The sequence below is a fragment of the Curtobacterium sp. MCBD17_023 genome (genome assembly GCF_003224415.1).
Taxonomy (GTDB): domain Bacteria; phylum Actinomycetota; class Actinomycetes; order Actinomycetales; family Microbacteriaceae; genus Curtobacterium.
The window spans coordinates 1-15600 of record NZ_QKLJ01000006.1; the positions used below are offsets into that span (position 1 = coordinate 1).

A 15600-nucleotide genomic window follows, 5' to 3' on the forward strand; every position below is an offset into this window, starting at 1 on the left:
AGATGTGTATAAGAGACAGGCCCCCGCTCCGGCTGCCCCCGCTCCGGCCGCACCGGCTCCCGCGCCGGCCTCCGCTGCGCCGGCACAGACCGCCGCCGTCCCCGCGCCCGCCGCTGCCCCGGCCTCCGCCGCCGCACCGACGGCCCCCGCTGCGCCCGCACAGGTCGCCGTCGACGCCGGCGTGGTCGGCACGGACGAGGGCTCCGGCGCCGTCCTCGTCGGCTACGGGTCCGCGACCTCCGCACCGTCCCGCCGCAAGCCGGGTGCCCGCCGGGCCGCAGCGGCCGCGGCGCAGGCGAGCCGGGCCACCAGTCGGGAGGCCGACCTCGACCTGGTGACCGACGACGGCGAGGCCACGACCGCCGACGCCGTCGCCGCGCAGGGTCGGCGCCCCGCCCGCCCGACGATGCCGAGCGGCTCGGCGCTGCAGGTCATGGCGAAGCCGCCGATCCGGAAGCTCGCGAAGGACCTGGACGTCGACCTGACGACGGTCGTCCCCACCGGGCTCGCCGGCGAGGTCACGCGGGACGACGTGATCCGGCACGCGAAGCAGGCCAGCGTGTTCCGCAACATCGAGACGCCGGAGTGGGGCGGTGTCCGCCAGGAGACCATCCCGGTGAAGGGCGTCCGCAAGGCCATCGCGACCGCGATGACGACCTCGGCGTTCACCGCGCCGCACGTGTCGCTCTTCGTGGACGTCGACGCGACCCGCACGATGGAGTTCGTCAAGCGCCTCAAGGAGTCGCCGACGTTCGCCGGGGTGAAGGTGTCCCCGCTGCTCGTCATGGCGAAGGCCGTGATCTGGGCCGTCCGGCGCAACCGCTCGGTGAACTCGTCGTGGACCGACCGCGAGATCATCGTCCACCACTTCGTGAACCTCGGGTTCGCCGCGGCCACCCCGCGCGGGCTCCTCGTGCCGAACATCAAGGACGCGCAGGACATGTCGCTCCTCGAGCTCGCCAAGGCGATCGAGGAGATGACCCTGACCGCGCGTGACGGCAAGACGAGCCCCGCGCAGATGGCCGACGGCACGATCACGATCACGAACATCGGCGTCTTCGGCATGGACACCGGTACGCCCATCCTCAACCCGGGCGAGGTCGCCATCGTCGCCATGGGCACGATCAAGCCGAAGCCGTGGGTCGTCGACGGGGACGTGCGATCGCGCATGGTGACGACGATCGGCGCCTCGTTCGACCACCGTGTGGTGGACGGCGACGTGGCCTCGCGCTTCGTGCACGACGTCGCCTCGGTCCTCGAGGAGCCGGCGCTCCTGCTGGACTGACGTCCCGGACACCGGAGCGCGACCCCGCTCCGTCCCGGCCGAGCCGGTCGACGTGGTCCGGGTCGCGCGGTCCCGGTGTGCCGTCCTCGCCGTTGTCGGCGGCGCGGGGGAAGATCGAGCCATGGTCCACCAGCTGCTCGTCCCGCAGCAGGAGATCCGGACGGGTCGCCTGGTGCTCACCCCCGTGACGCCCGCGGACATCGACGCGGTGCACGAGCTCTTCTCGGACGCCCGCACCTGGACGCACCTCCCCTCCGGACGGCACACCTCCCGGGCCCAGACCGAAGACCTCGTGCAGCGGAAGATCGGCGGTCGGGTGCGGTACGGGCTCGGCTCGTGGGTCGCGCGTGCGGCGGACTCACGCGCCTTCATCGGGCTCGGCGGGGTCGACCGCACCGCCGGCGGCGTGTGGAACCTCGGGTACCGGCTCGCCCCGGAACACCACGGGCACGGCTACGCGACCGAGCTCGCACGGGCTGCGGTGGACGCCGCGCGCGACATGCGCCCCGAGCTCCCGGTCACGGGCAGGGTCCTCACGAACAACCCCGCCTCGGCTCGGGTGCTGGCCCGCGTCGGGCTGACGCGGGTCTGGCAGGGTCCGTCGGCGGCCGCGGGGTCGGACGACGTGGAGTGCCAGGCGTGGAGCGACCGCGAGCTGACGCGGGACCAGCTCGACTGGCTCATCGCCAACGCGTAGCGGTGCCGCGGTGCGGCGGTGCCGCGATCACGCGTCCGACCGCACGGCGCCTCTGCCGACCGTGCCCTTCGTCGACCGTGCCGTTCGTCGACCGTGCCGCCGCCGGCCGGGCTCCGTTGGACCGTGCAGCGTCGGACGGTACTGTGGAGGGACTGGTCATGTCCGCGCAGGACCACCGCCGCAGCCCGAGGAGCCCGCTTGTCCCGCCGCATCACCGAGGGTGCTGAACCGAAGCACCAGCAGCTGCGGCGGATCCTGCTCGACCTCATCACCACGCGACTGGCGCCCGGTGCCGCGATCCCCTCGGAGCGCCAGCTCATCGCCGAGTACGGCGTCTCCCGCATCACGGTCCGGGAGGCCCTCGGGCAGCTCGTGAACGAGGGACACCTCGAGCGCGTGCGTGGCAAGGGCACGTTCGTCGCGCACCGTCCGATGCAGTCGACGCTGCATCTCGCCTCGTTCACCGAGGAGATGCGGGCGATGGGGCACGTGCCGACGACGGTGGTGCTGGTCCGCGAGGAGCGGGTACCGCCGGCCGCGACGGTCGCCGCGCTCCGACTGGCCGAGGGCGAGGCCGCGTACCACCTCAAGCGACTGCGGATGGCGGACGGTGCGCCCGTCTCCGTCGACGACGCCTGGCTCGCCGCGGCGGTCTTCCCCGGCCTGCTCGACCACGACCTGTCGGGCTCGGTGTACTCGATCGCCGCCGACGTGTACGGGCACCCGATCGACCGGGCGCAGCAGACGGTCGCGGCGAACCCGGCCGCGGACGAGATCGCGACGCTCCTGGGCACACGGACCGGAGCGCCCCTGCTCGAGTTCGACCGGGTGTCCTACTCGGGCACCCGGCCGGTCGAGCACGCGCGCAGTTGGTACCGGTCGGACCGGTACCGGGTGCAGATGGAGGTGACGGCCGCGCGGGCGATCGCCTGACCGGCCGTCAGACCTCGAACAGGCCGTCCCCGGCGGCGACGTCGCTGCCGACGGTGTCCTGCGGGACCGAGTCCGGCGTGGACCCGAGCACGACGACCGGCACGACGGGGGAGTAGCCCGCGGCGATGATCGCCGACGGGACGAAGCGCACGACGGGGTCGCCGGCCGCGACGGTGTCGCCCTCGGCGGCGAGCAGTTCGAACCCCTCTCCCTTGAGCTTCACCGTGTCGATGCCGACGTGCACGAGGACGTCGGTCCCGGCCGCACCCTGCAGGGCGAACGCGTGCGGGTGCAGCTTGACGATGGTCCCGTCGACCGGGGCGACGGCGGTGACCGGGCCGGTCACGGCGGAGGGATCGACCGCGACACCCGCGCCGACGAGCTGCTCGGCGAACACCGGGTCCGGCACGTCGGCGAGTGCGACGACCGGTCCGGCGAACGGCGTGCGGACGACCGTCACAGTTCGTCCTGGATGTCCTGCGCGAGGTTGTCCGCGATCGGGCCGACGATGACCTGCCAGCCGGTGCCGCCTCCGACGACGGCCTGGGCGCCGGCGGCCTTGAGGGCGTCCTTGTCGACCAGGTCGCCGTCCTCGACCTCGACGCGGAGGCGGGTGATGCAGCCCTCGACCTCGTCGATGTTGTCGGTTCCGCCGAGTGCGGCGATGATGTCGGCTGCCTTGATGTCGGCCATCTGTTTCCTCCTCGTTACGGGTTCGCTCACAGGTTGACACGACCGTCGTGGTCATCGACACTACGAACTGGTCATGACCGGACAGGACCGGACCTGGCGACACTGCCGAGGGTACCTGCGCCGACCACACGACTCAACTCACCCCGACCAGCTCCACCCGATGACGAGAGGACCGCCGATGAGCACCGCTGCCCCCACGGACGTGCCGGAGAAGAAGACGCCGAAGAAGCAGAGCAAGCTCTTCGCCAACGCCCAGCGGCTCGGCCGCAGTCTGCTCCTCCCGATCGCGGTCATGCCCGCGGCCGGCATCCTCCTCCGCCTCGGTCAGTCCGACATGCTCGGCGCCATCCCGGGCTTCGAGCAGGGCGCGACGATCATCGCCGCGGCGGGCAACGGTGTCTTCACCTGGCTCCCGCTGCTCTTCGCGGTCGGCATCGCGATCGGCTGGGCGAAGAAGTCGGACGGCACGACGGCACTCGCCGCGGTCGTCGGCTACATGGTCATGTACCAGGTGTTCGCGGCCATGTCGCCGATCGTGCTCGCCGGTGTCGAGGACGCGAACGGCAACCAGGCGACCATCAACTTCGGTGTCCTCGGCGGCATCGTGATGGGCCTCGTCTCCGCGGTCCTCTGGCAGCGCTTCCACCGGACGAAGATGCCCGACTTCCTCGGGTTCTTCTCGGGCCGTCGTCTCGTGCCGATCCTGACCGCCGCCGCCGCACTGGTCATCGCCGTGGTCATGTCGTTCTTCTACCGGTACTTCGACATCGCGCTGACCTGGGCCGGGCAGACCGTCGCGGACAACGCCGTCCTCGGTGGTGGCGTGTTCGGGTTCGTCAACCGCATGCTCATCCCGGTCGGCCTGCACCAGCTGCTCAACTTCTTCCCGTGGTTCCAGCTCGGCAGCTTCACCGGTGCCGACGGCACGATCGTCCACGGTGACATCCCGCGCTTCCTCGCGGGCGACCCGACGGCGGGCATCTTCCAGACCGGCTTCTTCCCGATCATGATGTTCGCGCTCCCGGCCGGGGCCCTGGCGATCTGGCGGAACGCCAAGCCGCAGAACCGCAAGCTCGTCGGCGGCATCATGCTCTCGGCCGCGCTGACGTCGTTCGTCACCGGCATCACCGAGCCGCTCGAGTACTCCTTCATGTTCGTGGCGTTCCCGCTCTACGTCATCCACGCGGTGCTCACCGGGACCTCGTTGGCGCTGGTGAACGCCCTCGGCATCAACGACGGGTTCTCGTTCTCGGCGGGGGCGATCGACTACGTGCTCAACTTCGGCAAGGCGGACGGGGCGATCTGGCTCATCCCGATCGGCCTGGCGTACGCGGTCGTCTACTACTTCCTCTTCAGTTTCGTGATCAAGAAGTGGAACCTCCGCACCCCGGGGCGCGAGGAGGACACGATCGCCGAGAACTCGATCGACGCGGCGACCAAGCCGTAGCCGTCGGGACCGCCCACCGGGAGGCTCGTCACCAGCCGGTGACGGGCCTCCCGTCGGTTCATGACCCGACAGACGCTCGCGGTTTTGACAATCGTTATCACCTGGCGCTAGCGTCCTCTCCATGCACTCCCGCCGCCTCCTCGCCCTGCCGCTCGTCGTCGGCGCCGCCGCGCTCGCCCTGACCGGCTGCGCCACCTCCTCCACGCCCTCCGACGACAGCAGCGACGGCACGATCCGCGTCGTCGCCTCGACGAACGTCTACGGCTCGATCGTCGAGACGATCGGCGGCGACCACGTCGACGTGACGAGCGTCCTCGAGGACCCGTCCCAGGACCCGCACTCGTTCGAGTCGAGCGCGAAGACGCAGCTCGCCGTGTCCAAGGCGGACCTGCTCATCGAGAACGGCGGCGGCTACGACGACTTCATGACGACGCTCGCGAAGTCGTCGAACACGGAGGCCGACATGATCAACGCCGTCGACGTCTCCGGGCTCGACTCGGGCGGCTCCGACGAGTTCAACGAGCACGTCTTCTACAGCTACCCGGCCATGGTGAAGCTCGTCGACGAGGTCGCGAAGCGCCTCAGCGACCTCGACGGAGCCGACAAGAGCACGTTCGCCACGAACGCCGACGCACTCACCGAGAAGCTGCAGGACCTCGAGTCGCAGACCGCCGACATCGCGCGGACGGTCGACGGGGACAAGGTCGCCTACACCGAGCCGGTGCCGGGCTACCTGTTCGACGCGATGGGCCTCGACAACGTGACCCCCGGTGACTTCTCCGAGGCGATCGAGGAGGGCGACGACGTCCCGCCGGCAGCGCTCAACGACACGCTCAAGCTCTTCACGGACGGCGGTGCGGAGCTCCTCGCCGTCAACGAGCAGACCTCCAGCCCGGAGACCGAACAGGTCCAGAAGGCCGCCGAGGACGCCGGTGTCCCGGTGGTCGGTGTGACGGAGACGCTCCCGAAGGGGGAGGATTACGTCTCGTGGCAGCAGGCGAACATCGACGCGGTGCAGGCGGCACTGACGAAGTGACGACGGTCCAGGAGCCGAACCGGACCGCCACTGCCGCGCGCAGTGGCGGTCCCGCTGTGCTCGCGCTCCGCCAGGCCGGGCTGTCGTACGGGAGCCGCGCGCTCTGGGACGGCCTCGACCTGGACGTGGCACCGGGTGAGTTCGTCGCGGTCCTCGGACCGAACGGTGCGGGCAAGACCTCGTTGCTCCGGACCGTGCTCGGCCAGCAGCGTCTGACGAGCGGCTCGATGTCGTTCCTCGGACGACCGGTCCGCCGGGGGCACCGGAAGATCGGGTACATCCCGCAGCAGCGGCTCATGGAGTCCGGCACCCCCCTGCGTGCCCGCGACATGATCGCGCAGGGCGTGACCGGGCACCGCTGGGGCCTCCGACCCGAGCGGAAGGCCGAGCGCGAGCGCATCGACCGGATCGTCGACGAGGTCGGTGCCACCGAGTTCGCCGACGCACCCGTCGCCGAGCTGTCCGGCGGCGAGCAGCAGCGCACCCGTGTCGGCCAGGCGATCGCCGCCGACCCCGCGCTCCTGCTGTGCGACGAGCCCCTCATCTCGCTCGACCTCCGGCACCAGCGCGGCGTCACCGAGCTCATCGACCGGCAGCGCCGTCAGCAGGGCGCCGCGGTGCTGTTCGTCACCCACGACGTCAACCCGATCCTCGACGTCGTCGACCGGGTGCTCTACATCGCCGGCGGACGCTTCCGGATCGGCGCTCCCGACGAGGTCCTCCGCGCCGACGTGCTCAGCGACCTGTACGGCACGCCCGTCGACGTCGTCCGCACGATGGGTCGGATCGTCATCGTCGGCGCGAGCGACGCGCACGACACCGCGGGCGTCGGCCACCACCACTGTGAACCAGCCCCGCACGGGGTCGGCCCGGACGAAGGACGGTTCTGATGGACCTCTGGTCGACCGTCTTCTCGTTCCAGGACTACGGCGAGCTGCTCGTGCTCGTGCGGAACTCGATCCTCGCGGGCGCCGTGCTCGGTGTCGTCGGCGGGCTCATCGGGCCGTTCGTCGTCGCCCGGAACATGCCCTTCGCCGTGCACGGCATCAGCGAGCTGTCCTTCGCCGGTGCCAGCGCCTCCCTGTTGCTCGGCGTCAACGTCGTCAGCGGCTCCGTGGTGGGGTCGCTCGTCGCCGCGCTGCTCATCGGGCTGCTCGGCAGCCGTGCCCGCGACCGCAACTCGATCATCGCGGTGCTCATGCCGTTCGGCCTCGGCCTCGGGATCCTCTGCCTGGCGCTGTACAAGGGCCGGGCGGCGAACAAGTTCGGCCTGCTCACCGGCCAGATCGTGTCCGTCGACAACCCGCAGCTCGGGTTCCTCGTGCTCATCTCGGCCGTCGTCGTCATCACCCTCGTCGTGATCTGGCGCCCGCTGATGTTCTCGTCCGTCGACCCGGACGTCGCAGCCGCCGCCGGGATCCCGGTCCGCACGCTCGGGCTCGTGTTCATGCTCGTGCTCGGCCTGGCCACGGCGGTGTCCGTGCAGATCGTCGGGGCGCTCCTCGTGCTCTCGCTCCTCGTCACGCCGGCGGCCGCGGCCCTGCGGGTGACCGTCAACCCGGTGCTGGTCCCGCTGCTCTCCGTCGTGTTCGCGGTGACGTCGGTGGTCGGCGGCATCCTGCTGGCACTGGGCGGCGGCCTGCCGATCAGCCCGTACGTGACGACCATCTCGTTCCTCATCTGGGTCGTCTGTCGGGTCATCGGCGCCCGGCGGGAACGCCGGGGACGCGACCGGGTGACGGACCGCGAGCAACAGACCGGTGGCGGGACGAGCCTCCCGGCCACCACGAAGGAAGGGGTCACAGCATGAACGCCGTGCAGAAGCCACGACGCAACACCTGGCAGCGCGAAGCGGTCCGCGGCGCCCTCTCCGAGACCGAGGGGTTCGTCAGCGCGCAGGCGCTGCACGCGCACCTGCGCGACGGCGGGTCGACGATCGGCCTCGCGACCGTGTACCGGGCGCTCTCCGACCTGGCGAACGACGGGGACGCGGACTCGCTGCAGCAGGACGGCGAATCGCTGTACCGGGCCTGCACGACCGACAAGCACCACCACCACCTCATCTGCCGGGTGTGCGGCCGGACGGTCGAGATCCAGGCCGACCCGGTGGAGGAGTGGGCGCGTGCGACGGCCGCGGCGAACGGCTTCTCGAACGCCAGCCACGTGGTCGACGTCTTCGGCGAGTGCGACGTCTGCACCGCCCGTGCCGCTGTCCGTGGTGGCGCGTAGTCTCCCGGACATGCACGTCGTCCTCGTCCCCGGGTTCTGGCTCGACGCGAGCGCGTGGGACGACGTCGTCCCGGTCCTCCGGGCCGCCGGCCACAGCGTCGACGCGGTGACCCGGAGCGGGGCGACGCTCGACGACCAGGTGGCCGACCTCGTCCGACGTCTCGAGGCCGCACCGGAACCCGTCGTGCTCGTGGGCCACTCGGGCGCGGGCCCGATCGCCGCCATGGCCGCCGACCGACGCCCCGGCCGGGTGCGGCACCTGGTGTACGTCGACACCTTCCCGGGCCCCGAGGGCGGGTGCGTCAACGACGAGCTGCCGGTCGTCGACGGACAGGTCCCGCTGCCGCCCTGGGACGTCTGGGAACCCGCGACCGTCCGCGACATGACGCCGGAGGTCCGCGCGGCCCTCGAGCGTCGGGCGGTCGCCGAACCCGCGCGGGTGGCGTCCGACCGGTTCCACTACACCGACCCGGCCCGGCACCGGATCCCGGCGACGGTCATCACGTGCGAGATCGCGGCGGACGAGCTGGCCGGCATGGTCGCCGACCACCAGGCCTGGGCCGCGGAACTCGTCGCGACCGAGGAACTCGAGATCGTCGGGCTGCACGCCGGGCACTGGCCGATGCTCACGGTCCCGCGGGAGCTCGGTGCGCTGATGGTGCAGGCGCTGGCGCCGCGCCCGACCGACGGCGTCTAGCCGGGCGGCCACCGGACGGCCGGACCGCGCGGACCAGGACGCACCCGCGGAGACGCCCGCGTAGCGTCCGGCGCGTGGACCTGCAGACGTGGACGAGTTGGGCGGGCGCGGAGGACTACGACGTCGCCCGCTTCGTGCTCCAGCGCGGGGTGGCGGCGATCGCGTGCCTGGCGTTCCTGTCCGCCGTCGCGCAGTTCCCGGCGCTCCTCGGTGAGCGGGGTCTGCTCCCGGTCCCGCGGTTCATGGAGCGGCGGTACGCGCAGACCCTGCCCGTCGTCTGGCGGTGGTGGCGGTACACCGACCGGCGTCTACGGATCCTGGCCGGGGGCGGGGCCGTCCTGTCGGCCGGCATCGTCGTCGGGCTGCCGCAACGGGGGCCGGCGTGGGTGCCGGTCCTGTGCTTCCTGCTGCTCTGGCTCGCCTACCTGTCGATCTCCGACGTCGGGCAGACCTTCTACGGGTTCGGGTGGGAGTCACTCCTGCTCGAGTCGTTGTTCGTCGTCGCGTTCCTCGGTTCGGACGAGGTCGCGCCGCCGATCGTCGTCCTCGTCGCGATCCGGTGGCTGGTGTTCCGGCTCGAGTTCGGCGCCGGGATGATCAAGATGCGCGGCGACCGGTCGTGGCGGGACCTGACGGCGCTGTACTACCACCACGAGACACAGCCGATGCCGAACCCGATGTCCCGGACGGCGCACCTGCTGCCCCGTCCCGTGCACCGACTGGAGACACTGGGCAGTCACGTCGTCCAGCTCGGCGTCCCGTTCCTGCTCTTCGCCCCGCAGCCGGTCGCCTCGATCGCGGCGGCGCTCGTGCTGCTCACCCAGGTGTGGCTCGTCGTCACGGGCAACTTCGCCTGGCTCAACTGGCTCACCCTGGTGCTGACGTTCGCCGCGATCGACGACCGTTCCGTGGCGACGGTGTTGCCGTTCCTCCAGGGCATCGCGGAGACCGGACCGACCGCGACCCCGGCGTGGTTCGTGGGGCTGACGGTCGTGGTCGGCCTGCTGCTGCTCGTGCTGTCCTGGCCATCGGCGAAGAACCTGGTGTCGCGGCGGCAGCTCATGAACGCCTCCTTCAACCGGTGGCACCTCGCCAACGCCTACGGTGCCTTCGGCAGTGTGACGCAGGAGCGGGACGAGGTCATCGTCGAGGGGACCCTGGCGGAGGACCCGGACGAGGACGACTGGTCCCCCTACGAGTTCAAGGGGAAGCCCGGTGACCCGCGGCGGCGTCCGGCCCAGTTCGCGCCGTACCACCTGCGGCTCGACTGGCTCATGTGGTTCCTGGCGCTCGGAGCGGACGACGGGTGGTTCCGGGTGTTCGTCCTGCGACTGCTCGAGGCCGACCGGCCGACGCTCCGGCTGCTCCGACACGACCCGTTCGACGGGCAGCGGCCGAGGTGGGTGCGGGCGCGGGTCTTCCGGTACCGCTTCGCGACCAGGGCGGAGCGGCGGGCGACCGGTCTCCACTGGATCCGACAGGAACGCGGACTGCTCCTGCCGCCGTCCGGTCTGCGGCGCTGAGGTACCCGCCGCCGGTGCGACCCGGCGGGCACGGACGGGAGGCGCGGCTTGCGACGCGCCCGGCGGTCGCGTAACGTGGGCGGCTGGTTCTCCGCGCCTGCGCGGAGCACCCGTTGTTCTGCCCTCCGACCGTCGCGAACGCCGCGGTCGCGTGGTACCGGATCCGAGCCTCCAGGCCTGACTGAACCCCCGGGTTCAGCGGTCGACGGTGGCCGACCGCCGGTCTGGGCGGTGCGCACACCCCCCTCGCTCAGCCACCTCCGGTGGTGCAGCGCGTGCGCGCCAGGCAAGTGACCTTGGGTGCAGCCGATCGGCTGCACGGTGAACATCAGGAGGAAACCATGGCTGCAGTGTGCCAGGTGACCGGCGCCGTTCCCGGCTTCGGACACGCCATCTCGCACTCGCACCGCCGGACGAAGCGTCGCTTCGACCCGAACGTGCAGAAGAAGACCTACTACGTGCCGTCGCTGCGTCGTAACGTGACGCTCAACGTCAGCGCCAAGGGCATCAAGGTTATCGACGCTCGTGGCATCGAGTCCGTCGTGGCGGGCATCCTCGCCCGTGGGGAGAAGATCTGATGGCGAAGCGCGGTCAGGACATCCGTCCGATCATCAAGCTCCGTTCCACCGCGGGTACCGGGTTCACGTACGTGACGAAGAAGAACCGCCGGAACAACCCCGACCGTCTCGTGCTGAAGAAGTACGACCCGGTCATCCGCAAGCACGTCGACTTCCGTGAGGAGCGCTGAGTCATGGCGAAGAAGAGCAAGATCGCGAAGAACAACCAGCGCGCCGTCATCATCGAGCGCTACGCCGAGCGTCGCCTCGAGCTGAAGAAGGCCCTCGTGGACCCGAACGGCACCGACGAGTCCCGCGAGGCCGCCCGCGTCGGCCTGCAGAAGCTGCCGCGCGACGCGTCGCCGGTCCGCTACCGCAACCGCGACGCCATCGACGGCCGCCCCCGTGGCCACCTCGGTGAGTTCGGCATCAGCCGTGTCCGCTTCCGCGACATGGCCCACCGTGGCGAACTGCCGGGCATCACGAAGAGCTCCTGGTAAGCACCAGCACCACCGACGCCCCCACGACCTCTCGAGGTCGTGGGGGCGTCGTCGTCCGCCAGGCGTCCACCGAGCGCGCCGGAGGGTGCATCGGTCGTCACACCGGCCCCACCAGCCTCTCCCGTTGCTCGGCAGGCCCGGAAAACCGGGCGAGTCGACGGGAAACCCCGGGGCCGGCTGGTAGGTTCATCACCGGTTCCACGGGCCCTCGGCCCGCCGGGCCTGCAGCACGGGACAACCGTCCCGGGCATCCGGGCGTCCGCGTCCGACCCATACGCAAGAAGTCCGAGGAGGACATCCAATGGCTGACAAGTCACTGAACCGCACCGAGCTCGTCGCTGCCGTCGCCGCCGAGTCCGGCCAGAGCCAGGCCACCGTCAACGGCGTCGTCGACGCGCTCTTCGCCGTCGTCGGCAAGTCCGTCGCGGACGACACCAAGGTCACGATCCCGGGCTGGATCGCCTTCGAGAAGACCCACCGCGCCGCGCGCACCGGTCGCAACCCGCAGACGGGTGAGGCCATCGAGATCGCCGCGAGCGACTCGGTCAAGGTCAGCGCCGGCAGCAAGCTCAAGGCGTCGGTCAAGTAAGACCCCGCAAGCTCCACGGAAGGGACGGCGTCCGCGCCGTCCCTTCCGTCGTTCCCACAGGGTGCCGACCGTGGTCGTCGCCGTGCCCGGGGCAGCGCCTAGGCTTGACGGGTGAACCGCATCGCGCGCATCGCCGGCCCCGGCGTCCTGTTGCTCGTGGCGTTCGTGTCCCTGCTCGTGGCGCTCGTCGTCGGTGGTGGAGCCGATGCCGCGCTCATCGCCGACCCCGGCGCCGTCGTCCGCTTCGGACTGCCGCTCGCGCGCATGCTGGTCGACCTCTCGGCGGCCGCGACCATCGGCGGACTCGCGCTCGCCACGATCGGCCTGTCCCGTACCGCGCCGGAGTGGGACCGCGCGATCGACGTCGCCGCCGGGGCGGCCGGTGTCTGGACCGTCACCGCGGCCGTCACCACCTTCTTCACCTACCTCAGCGTCGCGGGCGGGGCCGTCAGCCTCGACGCCGGCTTCGGGCAGTCGATGGGCGTGTTCCTCACGGGCACCGACCTCGGGCTCGCCTGGCTGACGACCGTGCTCGTCGCGGCGGTCGTCACGGTGCTGTGCTTCGCGGTGCGGTCCCGGGGGATGGTCGCGCTCACCACGGCGGTCTCGCTCATCGGCCTCGTCCCGCTCACGCAGCAGGGACACGCAGCCGGCACCGCGAGCCACGACGCAGCGGTCACCGCGCTCGGCCTGCACCTGGTCGGGGCAGCGCTCTGGGTCGGCGGACTCGTCATGCTCGTGCTCGTCCGCGACGTCCTGCCCGGCGCACGCCTGGCCGCCGTGGTCGGCCGGTACTCCAGCGTCGCCCTCGGGTGCTTCGTGCTCGTCGCCGTCTCGGGTGTCGTCTCCGCCCAGATCCGGATCGGGGCGTTCGACGAACTCGGCAGCCCGTACGGCGTCCTGGTGCTCGTCAAGGTGGGCGCCATCGTCGCGATGGGGGTCATCGGGGCGGTGCACCGTCGCCGGGCGATCGCGTCGCTCACGACCAGCCCGACGCGCGTCCGGCCGTTCTGGACGCTCGTGGTCGTCGAGCTCGCCGTGATGGGGGTCGCCTCCGGGTTCGCCGCCGCCCTCGGCCGGACCGCGACCCCGGCCGGGCAGCTCGCACTGAGCAAGACCAGCGACCCGACCCCGGCCGAGATCCTGACCGACGACCCGCTCCCGGCCGCACCCGGCACGTGGGGGTGGCTGACGAACGGGAACGTCGACCTCTTCTGGCTCATGGCAGGGGTGCTGCTCGTCGCCGCGTACGCCGCCGGGGTCGTCCGCCTGCGCCGGCAGGGCCGCGCCTGGCCCGTCCGCCGGTCCGTCGCCGCCGGCATCGCGATCGTGGCACTCGTCGTCGCGACGTCGGGTGCGCTCCACACCTACGACCGCTTCCTGGTCTCCGCGAACATCGGCGCCCACGTGCTGCTCGGCCTCGTCGTGCCCGCGCTCGTCTGGGCGGCAGCGCCCGTCCAGCTCATCCGTGCGGCCGTGCTGCCGCGGGAGGACGACAGCGCCGGCGTCCGCGAGTGGACCACCGTCCTCGTCGACAACGCCGTCGTCCGCTACCTCGTCCAGCCGTTCCCGGCGTTCGTGCTGCTCGCCGGCATCTGGTGGGGCCTCTACGCCACCGACGTGCTCCGCTGGTCCGTCAGCGACGCGACGGGCCGCACCATCGTGGACCTCGTGTTCCTGGTCGTCGGCCTCCTCGCGCTGCCCACGCTCCTCACGCCGGTCGCCATCGGTGCCCGCCGTCCGTCGACCGCGGCGTTCCTGGTGCGCGGCGCCGGAGCCGTCGTGGTCGCCGCGGGCACGGTGTCGCTCGGGATCGCCATGCAGGGGCCGCTCGGGCTGCTGCAGGCGTCCTGGTTCGGAGCGATGGGCCGGACCTGGGGACCGGACCCGCTCGTCGACCAGGCGCGGGGCGGTGTCGTCCTCATCCTCGCCGGGGTGCTCGTGGTGGTGGCCGTGGTGGTGGTCGGACTCGTGCGCCTCCGCCGCACGCAGCAGACCGGCGGGGACGCCCTGGCGGGACCGGACACGGGCCTCCCGACCGTGGCACCCGTCCCGAGCGGGTCGAGCGCACCGTGAGCGTCGAACTCTCCGCGGAGCAGCGGGCCGTCTTCGAGTACATCGAGTCGACCCGCGACCACGTCTTCATCACCGGCCGCGCCGGCACCGGCAAGTCGACGCTGCTCAACCACCTGTCCTGGAACACCGAGAAGCAGGTCGTGATCTGCGCGCCCACCGGGGTCGCTGCGCTGAACGTCGGCGGACAGACCATCCACTCGCTGTTCCGCCTGCCGATCGGCCTGATCGCCGACGCCGAGCTGCGGCAGGGGCCCGACACCCGGAAGCTCCTCAACACCATCGACACCCTGGTCATCGACGAGGTCTCGATGGTGAACGCGGACCTGCTCGACGCCATGGACCGGTCGTTGCGCAAGGCCCGCGGACGCCAGTCCGAGGCGTTCGGCGGCGTGCAGGTCGTCATGTTCGGCGACCCGTACCAGCTGCCGCCGGTGCCCGGCGACGGCGACGAGCGTGCCTACTTCACCGACCACTACCGGTCGATGTGGTTCTTCGACGCGAAGGTGTGGCTCGAGGCCGAACTGCACATCATCGAGCTCGCGACGGTGCACCGCCAGCGCGACGACGCCTTCGCCGCCATGCTCACGGCCGTCCGCCACGGCCGCGTCACCGCCGACGTCGCGGGGCAGCTCAACGCCGCCGGCGCCCGTCCGGCCCCGGACGACGCCATCACCCTCGCCACGCGGAACGACACCGTGGCGCGGATCAACAAGGCCGCCCTCGAACGGCTGCCCGGCAAGCTGAAGACCGCCAGAGCCGACGTCAACGGCGACTTCGGTGGGCGGAACTTCCCCGCGGACGAAGCGCTCGAACTCAAGCCGGGCGCGCACGTCATGTTCCTCCGGAACGACCCGGACCAGCGCTGGGTGAACGGCACGCTCGGCATCGTGCGGAGCATCCGGGACACGGTCTGGGTCAGCGTCGACGGCGAGGACTTCGAGGTGCAGCCCTCGGTGTGGGAGAAGTTCAAGTACTCCTACGATCCGGACAAGAAGGAACTGAAGAAGGACACCGTGGGGGAGTTCCAGCAGTTCCCCCTCCGGCTCGCCTGGGCGGTCACGATCCACAAGTCGCAGGGCAGCACCTACGACCGTGCGGTGGTGGACCTCGGCAACCGGGTGTTCAGCGCGGGCCAGACCTACGTGGCGCTGTCGCGGTTGACGTCACTCGACGGGCTGTACCTGACGCGCCCCCTCCGACCGGCCGACATCATCGTCGACCTGGACGTGCGGCGGTTCATGTCCGAGTCGCCCCGCGTCGTCGCGACCCAGCTCGAGGCGCCGAAACCCGCCGGGACGCCGGAGTCCGACGCCTCCTGAACGACGACGCCCGCCTGCC

Annotated in this window: 18 protein-coding genes; 16 read left to right on the forward strand and 2 right to left on the reverse strand. The window is 71.4% G+C overall.

Annotated features, from left to right (window positions below):
* The first annotated feature begins 4 nt into the window (after nt 1–4).
* The 3 genes from DEI84_RS09370 (at nt 5) to DEI84_RS09380 (ending at nt 2915) form a co-directional block, all read left to right on the forward strand.
* Complete coding sequence (locus DEI84_RS09370; protein WP_258371750.1) at nt 5–1285, forward strand: dihydrolipoamide acetyltransferase family protein; 1281 nt, start codon at nt 5–7, stop codon at nt 1283–1285.
* Nucleotides 1286–1406: 121 nt separating this feature from the next.
* Nucleotides 1407–1982, forward strand: coding sequence for a GNAT family N-acetyltransferase (locus DEI84_RS09375; RefSeq protein ID WP_110890615.1), 576 nt, complete (start codon nt 1407–1409; stop codon nt 1980–1982).
* 198 nt (nt 1983–2180) lie between these two features.
* The gene (locus tag DEI84_RS09380; protein ID WP_110890616.1) at nt 2181–2915 is read left to right on the forward strand and encodes a GntR family transcriptional regulator; all 735 of its coding nucleotides are present in this window, start codon (nt 2181–2183) and stop codon (nt 2913–2915) included.
* A gap of 7 nt (nt 2916–2922) precedes the next feature.
* Here DEI84_RS09380 and DEI84_RS09385 read toward each other — a convergent pair whose 3' ends face one another.
* Both DEI84_RS09385 and DEI84_RS09390 read right to left on the reverse strand, forming a co-directional pair.
* Nucleotides 2923–3375, reverse strand: coding sequence for a PTS glucose transporter subunit IIA (locus tag DEI84_RS09385; protein WP_110890617.1), 453 nt, complete (start codon nt 3373–3375; stop codon nt 2923–2925).
* A complete protein-coding gene (locus DEI84_RS09390) occupies nt 3372–3608 on the reverse strand; it encodes a glucose PTS transporter subunit EIIB (RefSeq protein ID WP_110823137.1) in 237 nt (78 codons plus the stop codon). Before DEI84_RS09390 ends, DEI84_RS09385 begins: the two co-directional genes overlap by 4 nt.
* Before the next feature lie 178 nt (nt 3609–3786).
* On the opposite strand from DEI84_RS09390, the gene DEI84_RS09395 reads away from it, so the two are divergent.
* The 13 genes from DEI84_RS09395 to DEI84_RS09455 all read left to right on the forward strand — a co-directional run bounded on the left by DEI84_RS09395 (nt 3787) and on the right by DEI84_RS09455 (nt 15581).
* Entirely contained in the window at nt 3787–5055 is a 1269-nt protein-coding gene (locus tag DEI84_RS09395) for a PTS transporter subunit EIIC (protein WP_110823139.1), read from the forward strand.
* Nucleotides 5056–5176: 121 nt separating this feature from the next.
* Entirely contained in the window at nt 5177–6091 is a 915-nt protein-coding gene (locus DEI84_RS09400) for a metal ABC transporter solute-binding protein, Zn/Mn family (RefSeq protein ID WP_110890618.1), read from the forward strand.
* Nucleotides 6088–6981 carry a metal ABC transporter ATP-binding protein gene (locus DEI84_RS09405; protein WP_110890619.1) on the forward strand — a complete coding sequence of 298 codons (894 nt, stop codon included), beginning with the start codon at nt 6088–6090 and terminating at the stop codon, nt 6979–6981. Before DEI84_RS09400 ends, DEI84_RS09405 begins: the two co-directional genes overlap by 4 nt.
* Nucleotides 6981–7901: a metal ABC transporter permease gene (locus DEI84_RS09410; protein WP_110823145.1), complete on the forward strand. Its 921-nt coding sequence runs from the start codon at nt 6981–6983 to the stop codon at nt 7899–7901. Before DEI84_RS09405 ends, DEI84_RS09410 begins: the two co-directional genes overlap by 1 nt.
* A complete protein-coding gene (locus DEI84_RS09415; protein ID WP_110823147.1) occupies nt 7898–8320 on the forward strand; it encodes a Fur family transcriptional regulator in 423 nt (140 codons plus the stop codon). The genes DEI84_RS09410 and DEI84_RS09415 overlap by 4 nt, the downstream gene beginning before the upstream one ends.
* 10 nt (nt 8321–8330) lie before the next feature.
* Entirely contained in the window at nt 8331–9017 is a 687-nt protein-coding gene (locus DEI84_RS09420) for an alpha/beta fold hydrolase (protein WP_110890620.1), read from the forward strand.
* Between the two features lie 74 nt (nt 9018–9091).
* The gene (locus tag DEI84_RS09425; protein ID WP_110890621.1) at nt 9092–10540 is read left to right on the forward strand and encodes a lipase maturation factor family protein; all 1449 of its coding nucleotides are present in this window, start codon (nt 9092–9094) and stop codon (nt 10538–10540) included.
* A 341-nt stretch (nt 10541–10881) separates the two neighbouring features.
* A complete protein-coding gene (rpmB, locus tag DEI84_RS09430) occupies nt 10882–11118 on the forward strand; it encodes a 50S ribosomal protein L28 (protein WP_110823151.1) in 237 nt (78 codons plus the stop codon).
* Nucleotides 11118–11288 carry a 50S ribosomal protein L33 gene (gene rpmG / locus DEI84_RS09435; protein ID WP_110823153.1) on the forward strand — a complete coding sequence of 57 codons (171 nt, stop codon included), beginning with the start codon at nt 11118–11120 and terminating at the stop codon, nt 11286–11288. Before rpmB ends, rpmG begins: the two co-directional genes overlap by 1 nt.
* A 3-nt stretch (nt 11289–11291) precedes the next feature.
* Nucleotides 11292–11597: a 30S ribosomal protein S14 gene (gene rpsN / locus DEI84_RS09440; RefSeq protein WP_110823155.1), complete on the forward strand. Its 306-nt coding sequence runs from the start codon at nt 11292–11294 to the stop codon at nt 11595–11597.
* 301 nt (nt 11598–11898) lie between these two features.
* Nucleotides 11899–12186 (forward strand): HU family DNA-binding protein, encoded by a 288-nt coding sequence (locus tag DEI84_RS09445; RefSeq protein ID WP_110823157.1) that lies wholly within the window; start codon nt 11899–11901, stop codon nt 12184–12186.
* A 111-nt stretch (nt 12187–12297) separates the two neighbouring features.
* Nucleotides 12298–14262, forward strand: coding sequence for a cytochrome c oxidase assembly protein (locus DEI84_RS09450; RefSeq protein WP_110890622.1), 1965 nt, complete (start codon nt 12298–12300; stop codon nt 14260–14262).
* Nucleotides 14259–15581 (forward strand): ATP-dependent RecD-like DNA helicase, encoded by a 1323-nt coding sequence (locus DEI84_RS09455; protein ID WP_110823161.1) that lies wholly within the window; start codon nt 14259–14261, stop codon nt 15579–15581. Before DEI84_RS09450 ends, DEI84_RS09455 begins: the two co-directional genes overlap by 4 nt.
* Nucleotides 15582–15600: the final 19 nt, after the last annotated feature.

What these genes read in the sequence shown, in the direction of transcription:
- DEI84_RS09445 (WP_110823157.1), top strand. Translation starts at nt 11,899, where the DNA reads ATGGCTGACAAGTCACTGAACCGCACCGAGCTCGTCGCTGCCGTCGCC.
- rpmB (WP_110823151.1), top strand. Translation starts at nt 10,882, where the DNA reads ATGGCTGCAGTGTGCCAGGTGACCGGCGCCGTTCCCGGCTTCGGACAC.
- DEI84_RS09420 (WP_110890620.1), top strand. Translation starts at nt 8,331, where the DNA reads ATGCACGTCGTCCTCGTCCCCGGGTTCTGGCTCGACGCGAGCGCGTGG.
- rpmG (WP_110823153.1), top strand. Translation starts at nt 11,118, where the DNA reads ATGGCGAAGCGCGGTCAGGACATCCGTCCGATCATCAAGCTCCGTTCC.
- DEI84_RS09395 (WP_110823139.1), top strand. Translation starts at nt 3,787, where the DNA reads ATGAGCACCGCTGCCCCCACGGACGTGCCGGAGAAGAAGACGCCGAAG.
- DEI84_RS09415 (WP_110823147.1), top strand. Translation starts at nt 7,898, where the DNA reads ATGAACGCCGTGCAGAAGCCACGACGCAACACCTGGCAGCGCGAAGCG.
- DEI84_RS09410 (WP_110823145.1), top strand. Translation starts at nt 6,981, where the DNA reads ATGGACCTCTGGTCGACCGTCTTCTCGTTCCAGGACTACGGCGAGCTG.
- DEI84_RS09400 (WP_110890618.1), top strand. Translation starts at nt 5,177, where the DNA reads ATGCACTCCCGCCGCCTCCTCGCCCTGCCGCTCGTCGTCGGCGCCGCC.
- rpsN (WP_110823155.1), top strand. Translation starts at nt 11,292, where the DNA reads ATGGCGAAGAAGAGCAAGATCGCGAAGAACAACCAGCGCGCCGTCATC.
- DEI84_RS09390 (WP_110823137.1), bottom strand. Translation starts at nt 3,608, where the DNA reads ATGGCCGACATCAAGGCAGCCGACATCATCGCCGCACTCGGCGGAACC.
- DEI84_RS09375 (WP_110890615.1), top strand. Translation starts at nt 1,407, where the DNA reads ATGGTCCACCAGCTGCTCGTCCCGCAGCAGGAGATCCGGACGGGTCGC.